The sequence below is a fragment of the Pseudomonas sp. WS 5411 genome, from assembly GCF_012985595.1.
GTDB lineage: Bacteria > Pseudomonadota > Gammaproteobacteria > Pseudomonadales > Pseudomonadaceae > Aquipseudomonas > Aquipseudomonas shahriarae.
The window spans coordinates 38,983-61,058 of sequence record NZ_JAARMC010000003.1; the positions used below are offsets into that span (position 1 = coordinate 38,983).

The 22,076-nt window shown below is 60.8% G+C and carries 21 protein-coding genes; 4 read left to right on the top strand and 17 right to left on the bottom strand.

Annotated elements, in window-relative coordinates:
• Positions 1 to 176 precede the first annotated feature (176 nt).
• Together phoR and phoB are read right to left on the bottom strand one after the other, a co-directional pair.
• Complete coding sequence (gene phoR, locus HBR93_RS06770) at positions 177 to 1,463, bottom strand: phosphate regulon sensor histidine kinase PhoR (RefSeq protein ID WP_178112044.1); 1,287 nt, start codon at positions 1,461 to 1,463, stop codon at positions 177 to 179.
• Between the two features lie 81 nt (positions 1,464 to 1,544).
• Positions 1,545 to 2,234 carry a phosphate regulon transcriptional regulator PhoB gene (gene phoB, locus HBR93_RS06775; RefSeq protein ID WP_003176964.1) on the bottom strand — a complete coding sequence of 230 codons (690 nt, stop codon included), beginning with the start codon at positions 2,232 to 2,234 and terminating at the stop codon, positions 1,545 to 1,547.
• Positions 2,235 to 2,386: 152 nt separating this feature from the next.
• On the opposite strand from phoB, the gene HBR93_RS06780 reads away from it, so the two are divergent.
• Positions 2,387 to 2,767 carry a hypothetical protein gene (locus tag HBR93_RS06780; protein ID WP_057444223.1) on the top strand — a complete coding sequence of 127 codons (381 nt, stop codon included), beginning with the start codon at positions 2,387 to 2,389 and terminating at the stop codon, positions 2,765 to 2,767.
• A gap of 56 nt (positions 2,768 to 2,823) precedes the next feature.
• Here the strand turns inward: HBR93_RS06780 and ubiA are convergent, their stop codons facing one another.
• A complete protein-coding gene (gene ubiA, locus HBR93_RS06785) occupies positions 2,824 to 3,714 on the bottom strand; it encodes a 4-hydroxybenzoate octaprenyltransferase (RefSeq protein WP_169960049.1) in 891 nt (296 codons plus the stop codon).
• Positions 3,714 to 4,277 (bottom strand): chorismate lyase, encoded by a 564-nt coding sequence (locus HBR93_RS06790; RefSeq protein WP_115129297.1) that lies wholly within the window; start codon positions 4,275 to 4,277, stop codon positions 3,714 to 3,716. The genes ubiA and HBR93_RS06790 overlap by 1 nt, the downstream gene beginning before the upstream one ends.
• 196 nt (positions 4,278 to 4,473) lie before the next feature.
• Between HBR93_RS06790 and HBR93_RS06795 the strand changes: the two genes are divergently transcribed.
• The 3 genes from HBR93_RS06795 (at position 4,474) to HBR93_RS06805 (ending at position 6,294) form a co-directional block, all read left to right on the top strand.
• The gene (locus HBR93_RS06795; protein ID WP_032856748.1) at positions 4,474 to 4,641 is read left to right on the top strand and encodes a rubredoxin; all 168 of its coding nucleotides are present in this window, start codon (positions 4,474 to 4,476) and stop codon (positions 4,639 to 4,641) included.
• A gap of 38 nt (positions 4,642 to 4,679) precedes the next feature.
• Positions 4,680 to 5,828 (top strand): FAD-dependent oxidoreductase, encoded by a 1,149-nt coding sequence (locus HBR93_RS06800; protein ID WP_057961176.1) that lies wholly within the window; start codon positions 4,680 to 4,682, stop codon positions 5,826 to 5,828.
• Between the two features lie 190 nt (positions 5,829 to 6,018).
• The gene (locus tag HBR93_RS06805; RefSeq protein ID WP_003213368.1) at positions 6,019 to 6,294 is read left to right on the top strand and encodes an HU family DNA-binding protein; all 276 of its coding nucleotides are present in this window, start codon (positions 6,019 to 6,021) and stop codon (positions 6,292 to 6,294) included.
• 379 nt (positions 6,295 to 6,673) lie between these two features.
• On the opposite strand, the gene HBR93_RS26900 is transcribed toward HBR93_RS06805, so the two are convergent.
• The 13 genes from HBR93_RS26900 to HBR93_RS06870 form a co-directional block, all read right to left on the bottom strand.
• Positions 6,674 to 6,937, bottom strand: coding sequence for a hypothetical protein (locus HBR93_RS26900; RefSeq protein WP_225923827.1), 264 nt, complete (start codon positions 6,935 to 6,937; stop codon positions 6,674 to 6,676).
• 8 nt (positions 6,938 to 6,945) lie between these two features.
• The gene (locus HBR93_RS06815) at positions 6,946 to 7,260 is read right to left on the bottom strand and encodes a hypothetical protein (RefSeq protein ID WP_120734352.1); all 315 of its coding nucleotides are present in this window, start codon (positions 7,258 to 7,260) and stop codon (positions 6,946 to 6,948) included.
• A gap of 207 nt (positions 7,261 to 7,467) precedes the next feature.
• Complete coding sequence (locus HBR93_RS06820) at positions 7,468 to 7,734, bottom strand: barstar family protein (protein ID WP_162947778.1); 267 nt, start codon at positions 7,732 to 7,734, stop codon at positions 7,468 to 7,470.
• Positions 7,735 to 7,866: 132 nt separating this feature from the next.
• Entirely contained in the window at positions 7,867 to 8,154 is a 288-nt protein-coding gene (locus HBR93_RS06825; protein ID WP_128593294.1) for a hypothetical protein, read from the bottom strand.
• Positions 8,155 to 8,157: 3 nt separating this feature from the next.
• On the bottom strand, positions 8,158 to 12,531 hold the full coding sequence (locus HBR93_RS06830) for an RHS repeat-associated core domain-containing protein (RefSeq protein WP_169960050.1): 4,374 nt from the start codon (positions 12,529 to 12,531) through the stop codon (positions 8,158 to 8,160).
• Between the two features lie 12 nt (positions 12,532 to 12,543).
• On the bottom strand, positions 12,544 to 12,978 hold the full coding sequence (locus tag HBR93_RS06835) for a DcrB-related protein (protein ID WP_169960051.1): 435 nt from the start codon (positions 12,976 to 12,978) through the stop codon (positions 12,544 to 12,546).
• Between the two features lie 15 nt (positions 12,979 to 12,993).
• Entirely contained in the window at positions 12,994 to 14,934 is a 1,941-nt protein-coding gene (locus tag HBR93_RS06840) for a type VI secretion system Vgr family protein (protein ID WP_057961028.1), read from the bottom strand.
• Between the two features lie 156 nt (positions 14,935 to 15,090).
• Positions 15,091 to 17,754 (bottom strand): type VI secretion system ATPase TssH, encoded by a 2,664-nt coding sequence (gene tssH / locus HBR93_RS06845; RefSeq protein ID WP_169960052.1) that lies wholly within the window; start codon positions 17,752 to 17,754, stop codon positions 15,091 to 15,093.
• Positions 17,747 to 18,790 carry a type VI secretion system baseplate subunit TssG gene (gene tssG, locus HBR93_RS06850; RefSeq protein WP_057961026.1) on the bottom strand — a complete coding sequence of 348 codons (1,044 nt, stop codon included), beginning with the start codon at positions 18,788 to 18,790 and terminating at the stop codon, positions 17,747 to 17,749. Before tssG ends, tssH begins: the two co-directional genes overlap by 8 nt.
• Entirely contained in the window at positions 18,754 to 20,610 is a 1,857-nt protein-coding gene (gene tssF, locus HBR93_RS06855) for a type VI secretion system baseplate subunit TssF (protein WP_057961025.1), read from the bottom strand. The genes tssG and tssF overlap by 37 nt, the downstream gene beginning before the upstream one ends.
• A complete protein-coding gene (gene tssE, locus HBR93_RS06860) occupies positions 20,607 to 21,122 on the bottom strand; it encodes a type VI secretion system baseplate subunit TssE (protein WP_169960053.1) in 516 nt (171 codons plus the stop codon). The genes tssF and tssE overlap by 4 nt, the downstream gene beginning before the upstream one ends.
• Positions 21,116 to 21,550 (bottom strand): hypothetical protein, encoded by a 435-nt coding sequence (locus tag HBR93_RS06865; protein ID WP_115129292.1) that lies wholly within the window; start codon positions 21,548 to 21,550, stop codon positions 21,116 to 21,118. Before HBR93_RS06865 ends, tssE begins: the two co-directional genes overlap by 7 nt.
• On the bottom strand, positions 21,550 to 21,999 hold the full coding sequence (locus HBR93_RS06870; protein ID WP_076963463.1) for a type VI secretion system amidase effector protein Tae4: 450 nt from the start codon (positions 21,997 to 21,999) through the stop codon (positions 21,550 to 21,552). Before HBR93_RS06870 ends, HBR93_RS06865 begins: the two co-directional genes overlap by 1 nt.
• Positions 22,000 to 22,076 lie beyond the last annotated feature (77 nt).

Here is a 22,076-nt window from a genome sequence, read left to right on the forward strand (position 1 = left end):
GCTGAAGGGGCGCTTGCCTAGTGGCGGCTGCCGGGTGGAACCGTGAATGCCTGCTGCAGCGGGCTTATGCGGGAGCTGGCTTGCCTGCGATGCAGGCGCCTGGCGCTTACAGAAGCACCCAGGAGATGCTATGGCAGGCAAGCCCGGTCCCACAGGCGGTGGGGGGTATTTTCAGATTAATCCTTCACCGCGATTGTTTGCGCATGGGTGACCTGGGTCGGTGCGAAGTGGCAGGTAAAGGTGCTGCCGTGGCCCAGCACACTGCTGATTTCCAGGCGGGCCCGATGACGCAGCAACACATGCTTGACGATCGCCAGGCCCAGCCCGGTGCCGCCGGTGTTGGAGTTACGGCTGGAGTCGACGCGGTAGAAACGCTCGGTCAGGCGTGGCAAGTGCTTGCTGTCGATACCAATCCCCGAATCCTGCACGCTCAGGTGCGCCCCTTGGTGATCGGCCCACCAGCGGATGCGGATCGTGCCTTTGTCCTGGGTGTACTTCACGGCGTTGAACACCAGGTTGGAAAAGGCGCTGCGCAACTCGCCCTCGCTGCCCTTGAGCAGCACCGACGGGTCGGCTTCCAGGGTAATGATCTGGCCGCGCTCGCCGGACAGGGCCTGGGCATCGTTCTTGATGGTCTGCAGTAGGCCCTGTACGGCCACGGGGTGGTTGTCCGAGGGGTAGTCGGTGGCTTCCAGCTTGGCCAGCAGCAGCAGGTCGTTGAGCAGGGTCTGCATGCGTGAGCCTTGTTGCTGCATTTGCTGCAAGGCACGGCTCCAGCGCGGGTTGACCTCTTCGACGTTGTCCAGCAGCGTCTCCAGGTAGCCACAGATCACGGTCAGGGGCGTACGCAATTCGTGGGAGACGTTGGCGACGAAATCCTTGCGCATCTGTTCCAACTGATGGATGCGGGTGACGTCGCGCACCAGCATCAAATGCTCGTTGTTGCCGTAGCGCGTGAGGTACAGCTGGATGCGCACCCGGTCGTTGGTGGGCGAGGGGATTTCCAGGGCTTCCTCATAGTTTTCCTGCTCGAAGTATTCCTTGAAGCGCGGATGGCGTACCAGGTTGGTCACCGGCTGGCCGCTGTCCTGGGGCGTCTTCAGGCCCAGCAGGGTCTCGGCGGCGCGGTTCCACCATTCCAGGTTGCCGTCGCTGTCGAGCATGATCACCGCGTCTTTGAGCGCGGCAGTCGACTCCTGGACACGGTCGATCACCGCCTGCAGGCGGCCACGTACCCGCTGATCGCGGCGTTGCAGGTGGTAGATGCTGTCAAACACCTCGCCCCACAGGCCGTAGCCGTCGGGTGGTGCCTCGTCGGGTTTGTGCTGGCGCAGCCATTCGTGCAGGCGCAGCAATTGCTTGAGGGTCCAGCCCAGGTAAAGGCCCAGGCCAATGGCCAGGCTCCAGCCGTAGTAGCCGCTGATCAGGCCCACCAACAGGCAGCCGGTGACCAGCAAGAGCATGTGGCGGATCAGGGTGCCATGCCAGTTTTGATTCACTTGAACATGCGTCCTTGTCGGCTGTTAAGTCTGAGTGGGGCTGGCTCAGCCCTTGGTGGAAAACCGATAACCGGTACCGCGCACGGTTTGTACCAGGTTCTCGTAGGCATCGCCCAAGGCTTTGCGCAGGCGGCGGATATGCACGTCCACGGTGCGTTCCTCGACATACACATTGCCGCCCCACACCTGATCGAGCAATTGCCCGCGGGTGTAGGCGCGCTCCTGGTGGGTCATGAAGAACTGCAACAGGCGGTATTCGGTGGGGCCCATCTCGGCAGGTTTGCCGTCGATGGTCACGCGGTGGCTGATCGGGTCCAGCAGCAGGCCACCGACTTCAATCGGTGCCTCGCCATCGGTCGGGCCGGCGCGGCGCAGCACGGCCTTCAGGCGGGCAACCAGTTCCCGTGGGGAAAATGGCTTGGTGATGTAGTCGTCGGCGCCGACTTCCAGGCCCTGGATCTTGTTGTCCTCTTCGCCCTTGGCGGTGAGCATGATGATCGGGATATCCCCGGTCAGCTCATCGCGCTTGAGGCGTCGGGCCAATTCGATGCCGGAGGTGCCGGGCAGCATCCAGTCCAGCAGGATCAGGTCCGGCTTGCGGTCGACGATAATGGCGTGGGCCTGCTGGGAGTTCTCTGCCTCCAGGCAGTCATAGCCGGCCATTTCCAACGCAACGGCGATCATTTCGCGAATGGGCGCTTCGTCGTCAACGATCAGAATGCTCCTGCCAACCATGCTAAGTCCTCTTGTCATTTAACTGTCTTGCGCCGCATTAGATAACGGAATTATTGCAGTCGTGTGACAGTATTTTACTGGCCTGCGCAATAGGCGTGGTCCTGAACTACGCTTTGAGTCCGAATCCTGACAACCGCAAAAGGAAGGTTCCGATGAATCAACGTACTTTTTCCTGGAAAGCTCTGCTGGTCACAGCGGCGTTGACCCTGCCAACACTGGCTTTCGCGGCAGAGCCCGCCATGACTAAAGACGGGATGTTGGTGGATCACAAGGAGATGACCCTCTACACCTTCGCCAAGGATGCCGACGGCAAGTCCATGTGCAATGACAAGTGCGCGACCAACTGGCCGCCGTTGAAGGCCGAGTCCACCGATAAACCGATGGGCAAGTGGACCGTGATCACCCGTGACGACAACACCAGCCAGTGGGCCTATGGCGGCAAGCCGCTGTACACCTTCATCATGGACAAAAAAGCTGGCGACGCGACCGGCGACGGCAAAATGGACGGCGCCTGGAAGATCGCCAAACCCTAAGCCATTACTGTGGCATGCGGGCTCCTCGTGATGAGGGTGCGGCCCGCTCGCCACGTTTATCGCAGGGCGTAGTCAGCGACAATCCCGAGGAAGATCGCCAGCCCTGCCCAATGGTTGTGCAAAAACGCCTTGAAGCACTTCAGCCGGTCCCGATCCCGGGTGTACCAGAACTCCCAGGCAAAACACCCTGCTGCCGCCAGCAACCCCAGGTGGAACCAACCGCCCAGCTCGAAGCGTGAGCCCGCCAGCAGCAGGCAGAGCAGCGCCAAACTCTGCAGGGTGAGGATGATCATCCGGTCGGCATCGCCAAACAGGATCGCGGTGGATTTGACGCCGATTTTCAAATCATCATCGCGGTCAGTCATCGCGTAATAGGTGTCGTAGGCCACCGTCCACAGCAGGTTGGCGATATACAGCAACCACGCAATGGCCGGCAGGCTGCCGGTCTCTGCGGTAAACGCCATGGGCATGCCCCAGGAAAACGCCGCGCCCAGCACCACTTGCGGGTAATAGGTGTAGCGCTTCATGAACGGGTAGCTGACCGCCAGCGCCAGGCCGCCCAGGGACAGCCAGATGGTCGCGGCGTTGGTCAGCAGCACCAGCACAAAGCTGATGCTCATCAATACGGCAAAAAACACCAAGGCTTCTTTCGAGCTGATCTTGCCGCTCGCCAACGGGCGTTGCGCGGTGCGCTTCACGTGGCCGTCGACCTTGCGGTCAGCCCAGTCATTGATCACGCAACCCCCGGCTCGGGTCAGCGCGACGCCGAGCACGAAGATCACGATATTGCTCAACGAAGGTGAGCCCTTGCCGGCAATCCACAGCGCCCAGAGGGTGGGCCACAGCAGCAGATAGATGCCGATGGGCTTGTCCATCCGCGTCAGTTGCACGAAGTCCCAGGCCCGTGGGTTCAGGCGGTTCAGGGATTGGAGCAGGCGCTGGTACATCAGCCATTCTCCGCAGATTGCTGCACCGCTTGCCACAGGCTCGGCAGGAACACTTCCGCCACCAACACGCTCAACGCCCCGCGATCAAAACGCGAGCGCCGCGCCCATAAGCCACTGGCCTGATCTGCCTTCGGCAGCCAGGCCCGTGGGTAATGGCAGACTTCGATGGCCTGGCGGCTGAAGGCCCGGTCACAGAACAGCAGCTCACCCAGGGAGCGGCTGCCCAACTCATCCATATGCAAGCCATCGCCCTGCAAGGCACTGCGCGCTGCAACGCTGCGGGCGAAGACCCAGGCCTGGCCGTGACCGCGTAAATACACCTCGCGCACCCAGCCAATACTGGCGACGGGTAGGTCGAGGGCGGCGCATTCGTCGTCTCGCAGGGGCTGCCAGCCTTCGTACAATGGCGTGACACTGAAGCCGTCGTTGGACAGGTGCGTCAGGCGGCGGGTCAGAGAGCCCTCATCGAACAGCCAGTCGAGGGCAGGAGGCGTGGGCAGGGGGTGCAGAAGGCTCTGGTTCAGCCATTGGCAAGCATCGGGAACGGCAATCGAATGCGGCACGGGGAGTCATTATTGGCAGTTAATGAGGCGCCGAGCTTACCATGCTCACCCGGATTTTTGCCGGGTTGCGCCAGGACATTGGGTCGAACGTGCTTGCATCTGGGCGCCCCGATCAGTACAAAACGCCCTGAGCCGCACAGCAATGCTGGATCTATCGACTGTCGGCCAGTACGCCTGGACCCTGAGGAAGTAAGTAATGAAGAAGTGGCAATGTGTAGTCTGTGGCCTGATCTACAACGAAGCGGACGGATGGCCGGATGACGGGATCGCCCCCGGCACCCTGTGGCAGGACGTCCCGGAAGACTGGCTGTGCCCGGACTGCGGCGTCGGCAAAATGGATTTCGAAATGATCGAAATCGGTTGATTCGCTGAATTTAAGAAACGTACTACAAGGAGAATGGAATGAGCGCACCTGTCGTGATCATCGGCACGGGCTTGGCCGGTTACAACCTGGCTCGGGAGTTTCGTAAACTCGACAGCGAAACTCCGTTGTTGCTGATCACCGCGGATGACGGGCGTTCCTACTCCAAACCCATGCTCTCCACCGGCTTTGGCAAAAACAAGGACGCCGATGGCCTGAGCATGGCGACCCCTGGCGCGATGGCCGAGCAACTCAAGGCCGAAGTGCGCACCCATACCCGCATCAGCGGCATCGACCCTGGCCACAAGCGCCTGTGGATCGGCGAGGAGGCGGTGGTCTACCGCGACCTGATCCTGGCCTGGGGCGCCCAGACGGTACAGGTACCGGTCGAGGGCGATGCCGCTGATCTGATTTTCCCGATCAACGACCTGGAAGACTACGCGCGCTTTCGCCACGCCGCTGCCGGCAAGCGTCGTGTGCTGCTGTTGGGCGCGGGCCTGATCGGCTGTGAGTTTGCCAACGACTTGATCCTGGGCGGCTACACCATCGATCTGGTGGCACCGTGCGAGCAAGTCATGCCGACCCTGCTGCACCCGGCCGCGGCCGCAGCAGTGCAAGCCGGGCTGGAAGGCCTTGGGGCACGCTTCCACCTGGGGCCGGTGCTCAACCGCCTGCAACGCACGGTGGACGGCCTGGAAGCCCATCTGTCCGATGGCACGGTGATCGAGTGCGACCTGGTGGTCTCCGCCATTGGCTTGCGCCCACGGGTGGACCTGGCGGCTGCGGCCGGCCTGCAAATCAACCGTGGAATCATGGTTGACCGCCACCTCAAGACCTCCCACGCCAATATCTACGCCCTGGGCGACTGCGCCGAGGTCGATGGCCTGAACCTGCTGTACGTCATGCCCCTGATGAGCTGCGCCCGCGCCCTGGCCCAGACCCTGGCGGGCAACGCCACGGCGGTCAACTACGGGCCGATGCCCGTCACGGTGAAAACCCCGGCGTGCCCACTGGTAGTCTCGCCGCCACCACGGGGCCTTGAAGGCGTGTGGAGCGTCGAAGGGCAGGGCGGTGACATCAAGGCCTTGTGCCGCGATGCCAGCGGGCGCCTGCTGGGTTACGCGCTGACGGGCACTGCGGTCATGGAAAAACTGGCCCTAAATAAGGAACTTCCGCCTCTGCTGGCGTAAATGCTGGTCGTTCTGTCGGAATAAGCACCTTTTTCCCCCTAGAAAGGTCGCCGCGAGACTGGCGCAGGCACCAATGGCATGCCATTCTCACTCCCGTCTGCCGCAGAGTAGAGCCTGCGGCGCCTTGGCGCTGCTCCAGCAGAGAGCAGCACGGACATAACAACAAAAAACCGTCAAAGAGGCTTCACCTATGCGTAAACCAGAACTCGCAGCCGCCATTGCAGAAAAAGCAGACCTGACCAAAGAACAGGCCAACCGCGTCCTCAACGCCGTTCTTGAAGAAATCACTGGCGCCTTGCACCGCAAGGACAGCGTCACCCTGGTTGGTTTCGGCACCTTCCTGCAGCGCCACCGCGGCGCCCGCACCGGCAAAAACCCGCAAACCGGCGAGCCGGTGAAAATCAAGGCGAGCAACACCGTAGCGTTCAAACCGGGCAAGTCGCTTAAAGACAGCGTCAACCCGTAAGCACGGCACCGTCTCGAAGGGAGGCGGGGAGGTATGAAAAATGGGCACGCTGACTGGGTTGGGTGCCCATTTTTATTTGCTCTTGAACAGCAACTGCATGCTGTACGCTGCCTTGTTTACACGTTCAAGTCCAATGTTTCTATCAGCTCGCAAGTCTTCCGGTAAATCAAAGTGCCCCATGCATTCGTTTTCCCCGATGGCTTCTCGTAGATGAGTAATTACGCGAAAAACAACATGGTCCCTTCGCCAACAGAGGGAATGCTCTATCCCCGAAAGTTGTTCTGCGGTCGCTGGATGGCTGGTACCACCCATCCAGATTCGCCTTTATAAAGGCAAATTGGATTTTGTCGTAATGGGAGTTGGGTTTTTATACCCCGGATCACTGAAAAGTATCTTCCAGCTTGGAATGCCCGACGAGCGCAGGCTGCAGAATATCGGCCTGAATAATCGGCGCGACGTGTCTACTATCCTCGATAGAGGCAGGGATCTTTGTACAAAAATGGGCGAACACCTCGATCAAATGGCCGAGCGCTGGTGGTATGAGCTCAATGTAGCGTGCGATCACGAAGCCCGGTTCATCGTTTGCATTGACGGCCGGAAAGTAAAATAAATCGCCGGGCTTAGGTGCTGTCAGATCCGTCATGAATTGGGTTAGTCGCAATAAATAAAAACATTCAGTTTTTTGCTATAAGCACTTTGAAGGAACTTGACTAGATCTTTCAATTCGCTGGAGTTTAAGTTTTTTAACTTTGTCGCTTTTTCGATTTCAGTCACTAAAGGTAGAATTTCGCCGAATAGAATACTTGTGTCGGCGTAATAATCAGAAAATTTGTGCGTCTTTGGGAAATCTTTTCTTGGTGCTGATGCGCCCATAAGAGCGCCATGGGTAGATTCACTCAAGCAAAAAACTGGAGTGTTCTCATTAATGTCTTTCTGATTTTCTGCTGCCATAAAGTCAAGGGGCATAAAAATTTCCGTGTTGGACGGGACGAATATCACAGCACTTTATCAAATGAGGATCGTGATCTGTCAGGTTATCTCTAAATATCTTAAATAAATATTTAAGCTTTTTCCTGTGCCCGGCGGAATAATTGAGAATTTTAAGGGGCAGCGCTCAAGGAGTAAAAAGGTTAATGCGGGAGTTTCTTTGAATTGGCATTTGTAATTTACGAATTAAATGATAAGAATAAGTGATTCTGTCGTTTGTTTTTGAGCGTTCGTGATGTTTTTTGTATGAGTTGTTATTTTTCTGTTAGGTCTGAATTTATTATGGTCATACCTATCCTCGGGATAGCGTAAACCAAATAAGCAGTCAATTACTGTATCGACATTTTTTCCATAGTCCTCAGGGAACCCGATTTTTTCAGCAAGAGCTACGTACAGTTGATCCACGCCTTCTATTTTAGAAAAGTCCAGTTCAATAATCTCTTTTATATTCACAAATTTCACCTGCCAAGGTTGATTTCTATGAATGAAATCATGGGGATTGGAGTGTAATGGACTTTAAATAAAATAGTCCCGTTTTCCCCTTTGGTAAGTTTGCTCGCTTACTATCAGCTGGCCACTTTGCTCTTAAAAAGGCAAGGTGTTTTTGATGGCTGAAAGTTTCTCCACTATGGCACCTCTGCTGATTAAGTGACTCAATGCTTCATCGAGACTCGGAAATGTCAGTATTTCTTCGTTTTCATCATCTTCAATGACTTCCATTTGGGACTCGTCTATTGAGAAAAAATAGGTGTAATACAGATTGTTCTGTTTTTTTATGGCGTATTGAAATAGAAATGAGGCCCCATCTATTTCACGTCTTTCCTCGTAGCCTCGGCGTTTCCCAGCGTTGAGTGCCTCTATGAGATTGTTCATACTCTAACCTGTAATATCAATGCGGACCATTGTGCCATCGGCGCGCTTAATGTTGACGTGCGGTAGTTCACCGTGGCCTGTACCTTTCGGATCGTCGTGGCCATAAACACGACCTGTTTCTTTATTAATGGGGTAATCTTTTCTGTATCGTACTTTTCCATCTCTCTTTTTGAATTGGTCCATCTTGTTTTTCTTTCTTATACCTTGGGCGTCTTGCGATCCTATGCCTCTGACTTTTTGGCTGTTTGGAAATGCTTCTTTCAATAACTCGTTCGCTTCTTTTTTAGTTTTCACTTTTACGACGGTTTTTTGAGGGCCGTTACGCAGGGCGTCCACTTTCTTGGCGCAGGCTGCCAGGCCCAAGGGGTCTGACCACATGAATGGGTTGGGTGAGTAGGCATAGGTGTTTAGACCTCCCGCCAACCCAATCGGATCCGGCGTAGTAAACCGCCCTACATCCGGATCATAAAACCTGAACGTATTGAAATGCAGCCCCGTCTCCCGATCCAGGTACTGCCCCTGGAACCTCAGGTTCTGCTCTTCAATAAAGTAAGGCTCCCGCACCTCCTCCACGGTATTGCCCCACACCCGATAAGTCGCCTGCCACAGGGTGTGCCCATCAGCCTCGGTCAGTTGCTCCGGCAAGCCATTGAGGTCGTTGTGGTAATAGCGAATTTTTTGCAGCGCCCCGATGCCATCGACGCGGGCCAGGGGTTGGTAGCCTTCGTCTTCATAGAGGTAAAGGCTGGTCTGGCTGTGCTTTTGCTCCTGTAACAGGCGTAAACCGTCCCACATGAACTGGGTTTCGCCCAGTGGATAGCCATTGCTGTCATGTTCGATTTTTCCGATGCGTCGGCCCAGCGGGTCGTAGGCCATGCGCACCACGCTGCCGCCTTCATTGCGCACTTCAATCAGCCGGCTTTCGGCGTCGTAGGCAAAGTGTTGTACGCCACGGGCGCCGCTGCGTTTTTCGATCATCCGGCCAAAGGCATCGTAGCGGTAGCGTTTGTCCTGATAGGTCAGCAGCTTGTTATGCACCACCAGCCCGGCCCCGGACTGTGGGCCGTCCAACAGGTTGGCGGCCGCGTCGTAGGCGAAGGTTTCGCGCTGGCCGTGCAGGCTGTCCTGGCTGGCGATGACGCGGCCGGTGGCGTCGTAGTGCAGCAGTTGGCGATGCTGCGTGGAGGGTTGCTGGTCGAGCTTGCCGATCAGGTTGTCGGCGGGGTCGTATTCGAAGTGCTTCTGTACCGCCGCCGGCACCAACGCCGGCTGGCTGGTGTGGCGGCGTTGGCGCGCGCGCAGGCGGCCGCTGCGGTCGTACTCGCTGCGGGTGCTGATCTGGCCTTGGGTGCGCAGGACTTCGCGGTGCAGGCGGTCGCGCTCAAAGTCACTGATGAGTTGGCCGTCGAGGTTGATCTGGTGCAGATGGCCGCTGCCGTAGTACAGGCGGTTGAGCCAGCGGCCGTCCGGCAGTTGGCTCTGGATCAGGTTGCCGAGTTCATCGTAGTGGTGCTGCAGTTCGCCGGCCGAGCTGCGTTCGGTGAGCAATTGGCCAACCGCATCATAGGCAAAGCTCAAGGCTTGGGCATTGCCCTGCAGGTCGGTGAAGGACACGTCCGTAAGCTGGTCCAATGGATCGTAGGTGTAGTCGGTACGGCCATCTTCGGTGGTTTTGGCAATCAATCGGCCAACCGCATCGCGTTCCAGTCGATGCACGATGGGGGCGGGCGGCGTCTCGGGGACCACGGCCATGCCTGTGCCGTAAGGTGCCGCCAGGGCGGTCATGGTGGTGACGTTGTCCAGGCGGTCGTAGCTGTAGCGCTTGGCGCTGCCGTCGAGATCTTGCTGCTCCGTCAACCGATCCCCATCATCCCAGACAAACCGATAACGTTCGCCGTTCTCGTTGATCAGCGCCTGCAGCCGACCAAAGCTGTCATACCCGAACTGCACCTGCCGGCCATGGGCGTCGGTGCGTTGGCGCACCTGGCCGCGCCGGTTGTGTTGATAGTGTGTGGTGTGGCCGGCCGGGTCGGTGTAAGCCGTCAGTTGGCCGCTGATATCTCGCTGGTACTGCTCGCGACGACCGTCGGGTAATTGGCTGCTGAGCAGGCGGCCTTGGGCGTCATAGTGGAGTTGGGTACGTTCGCCGAGGGCGTCGGTGATGACTTGCAAAAAGCCCTGTTCGTTGTAGCTGAACCGTGTCGGGTAACCCGAGCAGTCGACGTGCTCGAGCAGTTGCCCGAGCGGGTTCCAGCGCAGTTTTTTGCTTTTGCCCGTGGCGTCGATGATCTCGACGACTTGGCCATGGGCGTCATAGCGATAACGGGTGACATGGCCCAGCGGGTCAATGGCGACGGTGCAGTTGCCGCGCTGATCATAGCGGTAGCGCCAGCTGTTGCCGGCGGCGTCGGTTTGCACCAACGGCAGGGCCCAGTGCTCGAGCCATAACGTCGAGTCGCTGCGCCCCAGTGGGTCGGTTTCGCCGATGAGGTTGCCGGCCTCGTCGTAGCTGTATTCATAGCGGCCGCCCTGAGGGTCGGTGGCGTTGAGCAATTGACGCTCGTCGTTCCATTCGAACAGCCAGGTCTGGCCGAGGTTGTCACTGTAGCGGGTAATCTGGTGCTGGCTGTTCCAGTGCCGGGTGCTGACACGCTGCAAGCTGTCGGTAATGCGTGTGGTGCCGGCCAGCAGGTCATAGTCGAACCGGTAAGCATCGCCTTCATTGGTCCAGTGCTTGACCACCCGCCATTCCTGGCCATCCATCAGGGCCCACTCGTAGAAGCAGTGCAAGCCGGTGGGCAGTTGGTGTTCCACCATGCGCTGCCCGGTGTCGTAGGCGAAGCGCCGTTGCACCTGGCCGCTGGCATCGCGTACCTCGGCCAGGTTGCCGATGGCGTCGTAACCATAGCTGACGAGCACTTCTCGGCGTTGATCGGGGTACACGCGCTCGATGCGGGTTACGTGGAGCGGGTCGCGGATCAGTTCGACCTGCACCAGGTCGAAGGTGTCGCGCAGCCGCACCAGGCTTCCGGCCTCGTCATAATCAAGGTAGATGCGGTTGTCGTTGCGGTCACCCAGTTGGCTCAGGCGCAGCCGCGACGGGTTTGCCGGGGTGGCTTCGAACAGGCGATACACACCATCGTCGCTTTCAATCAGTAACGGCCCATCGCGGTGGCGCCGTACAGCAAGCCCTTCACCGGCGCTGAACACCGCGCCGCCCAAGGGGATGGTGCCCATGTCGATGGGCCGGCCCTGTTCGTCGGTGTAGACAAGCGTATCGCCGCCTTCGGGGTGGGGCAGCACGTCGACGCACACTTCGTAGGGCACGCTCCAACCGGCGCCAAACAAGCTGCCTTGGCGTTCGTCGCGGCTGTTGTAGACGCGTTGCCAGTCAATCGGCAACAGGCCGGGCAGGACGAAATCCAGATCGTCATCGCCGCCGAGCACCTTGGCCCCGGTGGCCGCATGTACCGGGTTCGACGAGCCCATGGCAGCGTTGGCCGCCGCACCCATGGCACTGCTGACGGCCATCGACACCGCCCCGCCAACCAGCATGCACGGCAATTTGCTGAAGAACTTGCCCTTGCCCCCCTTGAGCATCAGCAGCACCGTCACGGCCAGCCCGACCCCCGGGGTCTTGCCGCTGCGAATCTCGCGCACCACCACCGAACCGCCGCCGATGGTGACGTCGGAGGAGATCAGCCCGGAGGACACCACTTTCGCATCGCAGGTGCTGCGGTCACCGCTGCGTACCGCGGGCTGGCCGTTGATGGTCACCTTGGCCGAGCCTTCGGCCATGAACTGTGGCGGCATCGGTGGGTGCTTCATGCAAAGCACCAGGTCTTCGGGCTTGGTCTCTGTGCCTGGCGCAGGTGAAGCCACGGTGGGGCGCCACATCTGTGAGAAGAACTCGCCTGCCATGTCCAGGTAACTGGCTTCGGCTTCAGGCGCTTCTTCCGGCGCCTGCATTTCCAGCTCGGTGCCGGCCGGTGCCACATGGGACACAACCGCCCCGGCGGCACGGGCCGAGGGGATGTTATTGGTAAACGTGTCGAAGGAACCGGTGAGGATATTGGCCTGCACCGTCGGCGGGAACAGCGCGTTGCCGATGCCCTCGCATAAATTGCTCAGGCCCTTGTCGGCCCCGCTCTTGCTCATCGCAAGCCCCACGACCACGCCCACGACCGCGCCGAGGAGGAAGCACCCCAGCCCGCCCGTGACAACCGTGATCCCGGTGGCGGCGACCACTGCAGCGGTGGCCAGCGCTGTAATCGCGATGTTCGCCGCCACCTCCAGCACGCCGCCGAGAATATCGGCCATCATCGACGTGTGGTCCATGGCATCGCCCATTCGGGCGGCCCATAACGCGTCAGACATGCAGGATGCCCATCACGCAGGCACGTCGAACGACAATGAGTTCTTGATGATCGCCCAATGCGCCGCCTCAGCATCACCAAGCTTGTCGGCCTTCACATAACTCAAGGCAAGCATCTTGCGCGTCCCCGGCAACACCAGGGCCAACTGGTACTGGAACACCTTGTCGTTGCCCTTGTTGAACTGGCTGCGCAGCTCGATCCCTTCGACCTCCTGGGCGGCGCCCAGGCGTACCGGCACGCTGGGCAGGCAGCGCAGGTCCTGCACCTGTTTTTCCAGGCGCTTGAGCTGGTCCTCGAAGTTGCTGTGCAAGGTTTCGCCTTCCGCCAGCAAGCTGCGGCTGACGATCAGCGAAGTCCCCAGTCCCGGGAACTTGAGGATATTGATCGTCGCGTCCTGCAGCTCGCCGGCGGGCAGTTGAAACTGGAATTCGTTGATGCGGTACGTCATGGCAAACAGGTCTCGTCAGGAGCTTTTAGGCGCGGGGAACGCGGCTTTGATATTGGCGTCGATGCTGGTTTTTATGCCTTGGCCATCCGGTGTGGCGCCAGGCCCGCCGCCGTTGTTGAGGTGCAGCACGCCGCCGGTGTTGAATTCGGCGTCGCCGCTGGCGTAGAAGCTGATTTGCACGCCAGTGAGGTTGATCTGCCCGCTGGCGTTCAACTCGAGGATGCTTTCCCCGCACACCAGGCGCAGGTTTTCGCCGACCTCGATGACATAGCTCTGGCTGATGCTGTCGGTCTTCTTCTGGCCAACGGAGAGCACGTCTTCCTGCTTGACGATGCGCAGGCGGTTATTGCCAATGGTCACCGTCTCGTTATGCCCAATGCTCTTGTTGCGGTCATGCCCCACCGAGTGGCTTTCATCCACCTCCACCACGATGTCCTGATTGCGCTCGGCATGGATGTACAGCTGCTCCAGGCCCTTCTTGTCCTCCATGCGGATTTCATTGAAGTTCGCCGGGCTGCCGCCCTTGCTGGAGCGGCTTTTCATCCCGCTCTGGGTGGCGTTTTCCGGCAGGTCGTAGGGCACCGTCTGTTCGGCGTTGTACACCCGCCCGGTAATGATCGGCCGGTCCGGGTCGCCCTCAAGGAAGCTCACAATCACTTCCTGGCCGATGCGCGGGATCTGCATCGAACCCCAGTTCTTGCCGGCCCAGGATTGCGACACGCGAATCCAGCAGGAGCTGTTTTCGTTGGACTGATCGTGGCGGTCCCAATAGAAATGCACCTTTACCCGGCCATACTGGTCGGTCCAGATTTCCTCGCCCTTGGGCCCGACCACCAGTGCGGTCTGCGGGCCTTTGACGATGGGCCGGTGGGTGTTGGCCAGCGGGCGGAAGCTCTGTTGAGCGTCGATGCAGGTCAGGCTGCTGTCGAACTGCGCCGACGCCGCGCCGCCTCCGGATTCCAGGCGCTCCTGGGTGATGTAGTAGCGCGCGCCGAGGATCAGGTACTCGCGGTTCTGGTCGCGGCGGCTGAAGCCGGTGAGGCTGAACAGATGGCCGGAGCCCAGGCCCCGGGCGTTGCCGCTGAACTCCACTTGTTCGTGCAGGGTTTGCAGGGCTTCGATACGGGTGCGCGCGTAGTGTTCGCCGTCTTCGCTTTTGACGTAGGTGCCGGGGTAGTCGTACAGCGGATAGTCGCCGGCGGTGTGCGGGCGCGGCATGGCCGAGCGCACGTCGATGCTGGCGCTGGGGCGCTGAAAGTCGTAGTCGTTGAGCTCAAGGGAACCGGGCTGGACTTGCTGCACCAGGTGCCAGTTGTGCATATGGTCGCGTTCGCGCTGCTGCTCGTCCTTGGGGTAGTAGGGCACCGAGGTGTAGCCGGGCACCGTGGCGTGGGCGCCATAGGCGTCGGCCAGCACCAGCACATGGCGGTCCTGCTCGTGACGGAAGAAGTAGTAGATGCCTTCCTGTTCCATCAGGCGGCTGACGAAATCGAAGCTGGTCTCGCGGTACTGCACGCAGTATTCCCACTCGCGATACGGCCGGCTCAGGGCATCTTCGAAGTCGGAAAAGCCCAGGTCGCGGAACACCTGCTTGATGATCTGCGGGATGCTCAGGTTCTGGAAAATCCGGCAGTCGGAGGTGCGGCTCAGCAGCCACAACCACGGGCGCAGGGTCACCTGGTAACTGGCGAACTGGCCCTGGTCGATGTTCTGGCTGCAGCGTGCGACGAGCCCATGGAAATACCGCTCGCCGCCATCCGCCAGTTGCAGGCTGACGCTCATCGGCTTGCCCAGCAACTGGTTGAGATCGATATTGGCGTCCAGCGAGTTCAGTTGCAGCTCGTAGCTGAACAGCCGCCCCAACTCTTCGTCACCGCCCATTTCATTGAGCAGCAGCACATCCGGCCCCAGGGGGCTGGTGATCTTGGCCAGGCGTGAGGCTTGGTTGAAAAGCATCGGTTGTCCCGTAAGTGTCTTAATAACTGAAGAAACCGAATCCGATGTGGGAGCGGGCTTGCTCGCGAATGCGGTGTATCAGTTGATACATCCGGCGACTGACTCACCGTATTCGCGAGCAAGCCCGCTCCCACATTTGGATTGCACTTCGTCAGGTTATTCGGTGTCGCTGAAGGTGTAGTGCAATTCGTTATCCCGCGTGCCGATCCGCACCCCCGCCAGTGCCTTGCCTTCGAGCATGCGCGTGAGGAACTCGCGGCTCATGTCCGGCAGCAGGCTGTTGGTGAGGATGGTGTCGATCATCCGCCCGCCGCTTTCGGTTTCGGTGCAGCGCGAGACGATCAGGTCGATCACCGCGTCGTCGTAGTCGAACGCGACTTTGTGGGTGTTCTCTACACGCTTCTTGATGCGGTCCAGTTGCAGGCGGGTGATCGCCTTGAGCATCACGTCGCTGAGTGGGTAATACGGAATCGTCACCAGGCGCCCGAGCAGGGCCGGCGGGAAGATTTCCAGCAGTGGCTGGCGCAGCGCCTTGGCGATGTCCTCCGGGTCGGGCACGTTTGCCGGGTCTTTGCAGACGTGGGAAATCAGCTCGGTGCCGGCGTTGGTGGTCAGCAGGATCAAGGTGTTCTTGAAGTCGATCACCCGGCCTTCGCCGTCCTCCATCACGCCCTTGTCGAAGACCTGGAAGAAAATCTCATGCACGTCCGGGTGAGCTTTTTCCACTTCGTCCAGCAGCACCACGCTGTAGGGTTTGCGCCGCACGGCTTCGGTCAGCACGCCGCCTTCGCCATAACCGATATAGCCCGGTGGCGCACCTTTGAGGGTCGACACGGTATGGGCTTCCTGGAACTCGCTCATGTTGATGGTGATCACGTTCTGCTCGCCGCCGTACATGGCTTCGGCCAGGGCCAGGGCGGTTTCGGTCTTGCCCACGCCGGAGGTGCCGGCCAGCATGAACACGCCAATCGGCTTGCTCGGGTTGTCGAGGCCGGCGCGGGAGGTCTGGATGCGCTTGGCGATCATCTGCAACGCGTGGTCCTGGCCGATGATGCGTTTCTTCAGGTGCTGGTCCAGGTTGAGCACCGTCTCCAGTTCATTGCGCGCCATACGGCCCACCGGGATGCCGGTCCAGTCGGCAACCACCGAGGCCACGGCCTGGTAATCCACGGTCGGCAGGATCAGCGGGGTTTCGCCTTGCAGGGCGCTGAGGCGCTGTTGCAGGTCCACCAGGTGTGCGCGCAACTCGTCGTTGCCGCTGTCGACAGCGCCAGCCTTCTCGCGCAGGGTCGCCCGGGTGGCGAGCAGCTCGTCCACCAGGGTTTTCTCGTCGGCCCAGCGGCTTTCCAGCGTTGCCAGGCGCTCGCGCTCGGCGCTCAGCAAGGCTTCGCTATTGCTCTGGCGTGCACCAATGGCGATGCCGATCGCATGCTCACGGGCGATGATTTGCAGCTCGGTTTCCAGGGCTTCGATACGGCGGCGACTGTCGTCTACCTCGGCCGGCACTGCGTGGAGGCTGATGGCGACGCGGGCGCAGGCGGTGTCCAGCAGGCTCACCGACTTATCCGGCAACTGGCGTGCCGGGATATAGCGGTGGGACAGCTTCACCGAGGCTTCCAGGGCTTCATCGAGGATCTGCACCTGATGGTGTTTTTCCATGGTCGAGGCCACGCCGCGCATCATCAGCAGCGCCTTGTCTTCCGACGGCTCGGCCACTTGCACTACCTGGAAGCGGCGGGTCAGGGCCGGGTCTTTCTCGATGTGCTTCTTGTACTCGGCCCAGGTGGTGGCCGCCACCGTGCGCAAGGTGCCACGGGCCAGGGCCGGCTTGAGCAGGTTGGCTGCATCACCGGTGCCGGTGGCGCCACCGGCACCGACCAGGGTGTGGGCTTCGTCGATAAACAGGATGATCGGTTTTGGCGAGGCCTGGACGTCTTCGATGACCTGGCGCAGGCGCTGTTCGAATTCGCCTTTCATGCTGGCGCCGGCTTGCAGCAGGCCCACATCCAGGCTGCGCAGTTCTACGTCCTTCAACGCCGGCGGCACGTCGCCGGCGACGATGCGCAGGGCAAAACCTTCGACCACCGCCGTCTTGCCCACCCCCGCCTCACCGGTGAGGATCGGGTTGTTCTGGCGTCGACGCATCAGGATATCCACCAGTTGGCGAATTTCTTCGTCACGCCCCACGATCGGGTCGAGCTTGCCGCTGCGCGCCTGCTCGGTGAGGTCCACGGTGAAACGCTTGAGGGCTTCCTGCTTACCCATGGCACTCGGCGCCATGGCGCCGCTGGCTTCGCCCGGCACGGCACCGGCGTTGAAACCGTCACTGGCGCTCAGGGCGTTTTCCGGCGAATCACCGACATATTCATCAAAGCGCTCGCTCAGGGCCTCGGCCTTGATCTTGTCGAACTCCCCCGACAAACCCAGCAGCGCATGCCGCAGGCTCGGCGTCTTCAGAATGCCCAGCACCAGGTAGCCGGTACGCACCTGGCTTTCGCCAAACATCAGGCTGCCGTACACCCAGCCGCGTTCTACTGCTTCTTCCACGTGGGACGACAGGTCGGTGATCGAGGTCGAGCCACGGGGCAGGCGGTCCAGGGCTTCGGTGAGGTCACGGGCCAGGCGCGCCGGCTCGACGTTGAACTGGCGGATGATGCGATGCAGGTCCGAGTCCTGCAGTTGCAGCAACTGGTGAAACCAGTGGGCCAGCTCCACGTAGGGGTTACCGCGCAATTTGCAGAACACCGTGGCGGCTTCGATGGCCTTGTAGGCCACGCTGTTGAGTTTGCCGAACAGTGCGGCGCGACTGATTTCACCCATGCTCTGAATTCCTTGAGGTGGTGGCCTGATCGGCGTAATGCCGGGCCAGGATTAGGTCGTTGGCGTCGTGCCCGGGTTGGCCGAGCCACGTGTTGAAGCCCAGGCGGAACTGGCCGTTGAGTTGCAGTGCCGGGACTTCGGGTTGTTGCAGAACCAGGTTCAAGTCCCAGTCCAGTTCATGGCCCAGGTACTCGGCAACCCAGGCCACAAGTTCGTTGAACGGCTGGCTGCCGGGCAACATGCCCATGTAGTCGTCCAGCATGAGCGGGCCCAGGCGGATGCGAAATTTATGCTGGCGGTCCCACACATGGCTGCCCAGGCAGAAGTCCACGCCCAACTGATTGGCGCTGACGCTGACCCGGCTGCGCTCGGGCAGCTCCAGCCATTGGCCGACGTACTCTTCAATCTCCACCGGCAGGCCGAAATACTCGCCGAGAATCGCCTTCAGGCCGTCCGGGTAGCGGGTTTGTGCCGAGAGGTGGCCGCTGTAATGCAGCTTTGCGGTGTCGGGGATCAGGCCCTGGTCGAGCAGGCTGGGCATGCCCCGGCCACTCAGGGCGGCGAGGCGTGCGGACCAGTAATCATCGTCGGGCCGATCATGGCTGACGGTCGGCCGCGCTTCGGCCCAGGCGCGGTAGAACAGGGTCAGCAGGCGGTGGTGGAACACATCCAGGAAGCGCTTGCTGGTGCTGTCGGCGTTGTTGCGCTGGCGTTCGCGCACGTATTCGGTGATGTGCAGCGGCAGCGGACCATTGGGGCCGCCGAGGCCAAAAAAGAACTGCTCCAGGCGCGCAGGCGTGCCGTCGGCGCCGGGCGCCACCGACGCCAGGGTGGCCGGGGCGAAGGTGCAATCGGCCTGTTGTCCGAGGCGCAACGGGTCATCGGCCAGGCGCAGGGAATGGCCCAGGCGCGGCAAGTCTGGCGATTCGCACTCGATACGGCGCAGCGCCTGGAAGAAGTCATATTCCCAGGGCTCCTGGTGCATCGCCTCCAGGGTACTCACAGGGTCGGACGACGTCCGGGCTTGGCTTTCCATCGCATGATCTCGCCGCGTTCGGTGGTACGGATCACCGTCTCGGTAAAACTGTTGATCGACACATAACGCGCCAGGAACCGTTCCAGTACCGCACCGAGCAGGAACACGCCGGTGCCGCGAAACGCGTTTTCATCAAATTCCAGGGTGATCTCCAGGCCACGACCAAACACGATCGGGCCGGGCATCGGCAGGCGGCGGGTCACCGCTTTGCTGCTGACCTCGCGCAGGCCTTCGATCTGCAGTTGCAGGGCGGCGTCGTTGCTGTCGCCATACAGGCGCAGCAGTTCACGCAACGCGGCGGCGCCCTGGCCCTCGCTGAGGGACAGGTAGTTGAGCGACAACTGGCTGATCAGCCGCCAGGCCTTGGCATCATGGGCGTGGCTGGCGCGCGGACGGCTGGGTCCGGCGACGCAGCGCACGGCCAGCACCGGGGCGCTGTCGGACAGGGTGAAGTCAGTCTTGCCGTTGCCCACGCTCATGAACAGCGGCAGGTCGCGGTTGGTGCACAGCGCGGTCACGCCCAGTTGGCGCAGGTCGTGGCGGTAGGGCGCCTGCTGACTGTCGACCAGGCTGACAAAGGTCTCGCTGCCCACATACGTGGAGCGCGGGCCATTGCGCCGCTGGTCGCTGGATAGCACGCGCGGCTCGCGGCGCACGCTGTAATAACTCTGGTCGCGGCCGTAGCGCGACGGATCGCGCACGGCGTAGAACGGCAAAAAGGCTTGTTCCGGTCCGGTGCCATGGCCGGTGATGCCGCTCAGGGAGTGAATCTCGAAGTCCATGGGCCGAGTGCGGTCGGCAATCACATGGTGCTCGTTGACCCGTTCGGACAGGTGAATCCGGTCCACGCGCTTGGGGAACAGGTTGATCGCCGGGGTGCAGAACGGCACGAATTGCGCGGCGCCCACACTGCCTTCCAGGCTCGGGTCGTGGCGGTCGAACAGCACGATCAACTCCAACTCCTGGCCATCGCAGCGTCGTACCGCGCGGCTCAGTTCAGCGAACTCGACGAACAGGTAGCGATGGGGCAGGGCGAAGTATTCCTGCAACAGGCGATAACCCTGGAACGCCCGCGATACCACTGGCATCGCCGCCTCGGCGTCGTCGAACCCGCGCGGACGCAGTGCGTCCTGTGGCAGACGCTCCACCCAGTCACCGCCGGGCTGGCGCGCAAACACCGCGCAAACATTGCCGAGCAACTGCTCGTAGAGGCGGAACGGTTGCTCATCGGCGCCGCTCAGGTACAGCGGCAGGCTGTCCAGGGCCAGGCTGTTGAAGGGCAGCTCGGCGCCGGTACGCAAGGTCAGGCGCAAACCGGCCTTGGCCTTGGGTTCGCTGGCGGCCAGGCGCCCGAGCACGGCGGACGGGTTGCCGAAGTAATCGGCCTGGCTGACCTGCAACGGCCACAGCATCACCGGGTGCGCGGTGCGGTACTCGCAGCAGGTCTGGGTTTCGCGGCCCAGGGCGGCACGCAATACGGTGTCGCGAGGCAGTGGAAAGCCGCTGGCCAGGGAGCCCTCATCGGGATCGGCCTGCAGCTGCACCACGGTCATCGACGGGGTCGGCGCCAGGTAGTGCGGGTAGGCGATTTCCAGCAGATTGTGGGTGAAGGTCGGGTACTCGGCATCGAGCTTGAGCTGCACCCGGGCGGTGAGATAAGCGAAGCCTTCGAGCAAACGCTCGACGTACGGGTCGGCGCAGTCCATGCCGGACAGGGTCAGCCGGCTGGCGATCTTCGGGTATTCCTTGGCGAACTCCGCAGCGCTCTCGCGCACATGGTGCAGTTCCTGGTTGTACAGCTCCAGCAGGCGCGGGTTCATGGGCGTCTCCGCTGGTCGGCATTGACCACGCGTACATGGCCGGACTCCAGGTCCAGGTCGGTCTGCAGCAGCAGGCGCAAGGGCACCGGCTGCGCCCACAGGTCGCCTTCGATCTCGAAACTCAGGGCGTTGTGATTCATCTCGCCATGGGCCACGCGCGCCTTGACCCGTAGGGTGTGGCGCAGGATGCGCGGCTCGAAGGTGGCAATCGCCTGGTAGATCAGGGCTTCCAGAGCACTGATATCGACACTCGATGCACTGTTGCCCGCCAGCGCCGGCAGGCCGTAATTAATCACCGACGTCCCCGCCGGGGTGTGCAACGTGGCATCGGCGCTGAGCAGCGACGTGGTATTGAGCAGCCACGCCAGGTCCCGCAGCACCGAGGCTTTGAGTTGGGTCAGGGACAGCACGCGCTTGTCCGCGCTTTCCTTGGGATTGCTCGGCTCGTCGTCGGTCAACCGGTCCAACAGGGACGGTTGCAGGCGGTCGCGGGTGGCGATTTCGGTTACCACGTAAAGGGCGCTACATACATTTTTTGGTCACCACCCGAGCCGCAGGCCGCAAAGGTGCTAACTGCCCCTGCCTCAAAAGTCCCCTGAAACTGGCGAACAGCTTGCATCTTGCTCAGGCAGTCATGGCTGGGCGCAGGCATTTTTTCGCTACGCCAGACCGCAAAAATCGGAGTGTTGTTGAACGTCTCTACCCGCAGCTTCTGCTGTGCATCCAGGCTGAAGCTGCAAGGCCATTCCATGTCTAACTGCATGCGAGTCTGGTCGGGCTTGACCAGTGTGCAGCGACCTTGGTCGTCCATCAGGCTCAGGGGCTGGCCGACAAACATCGCTTGTGTGGAAGCGGTTGGCGTAGGTGCGTCTTCTGCCGCGCATGCGCTCAGGCTCACTAGGTTCGCGGCCAGGACTGCAACAATAAAAGGCCTGCGCATTACAAAAGCTCCCAGAACCAGATTTCCTTGGCGCTTGAGGACAGATCACCACTCTTGGTCAGGCCACGGTTCCACAGGTCGATATGGTCGCCAGTGGGCCGGCCAGCCCGATCTGTATTGGTCTGGTAGCAGTCCTTGAAGAAAATGATGCCGGTCTTGCCCCGCAATATGGCGCGGTCGGCCACGCTAGTGGTATAGGTCTTTGGTGGGCTGAGCTGGCGTTTTTTCGACAGCCAGTGCGCCAGCGATTCTGCGCCTCGGGCGTGTCCGTGCACACAGAGCGGGCCGAGGTTATAGGTCGACGAGTTGACCGGTAGCGTGCGTTCGCCGCACAGCGCGATGCTCACGCGAATGGCGCACTGGTTTGCCCAGCCATCGTTGCACGCGGGGTCGGCATAGGTGTAGCGCGGATAGCTGTTCCACAAATTAATAAACGAAGGTTTGGCCATGACTCAGATACCGAAAAGAGGAAGGTCGAAATTCGAGCAAGCACCAAAATCCCCCGGCGTGTGGCGCCGGGGGGCTT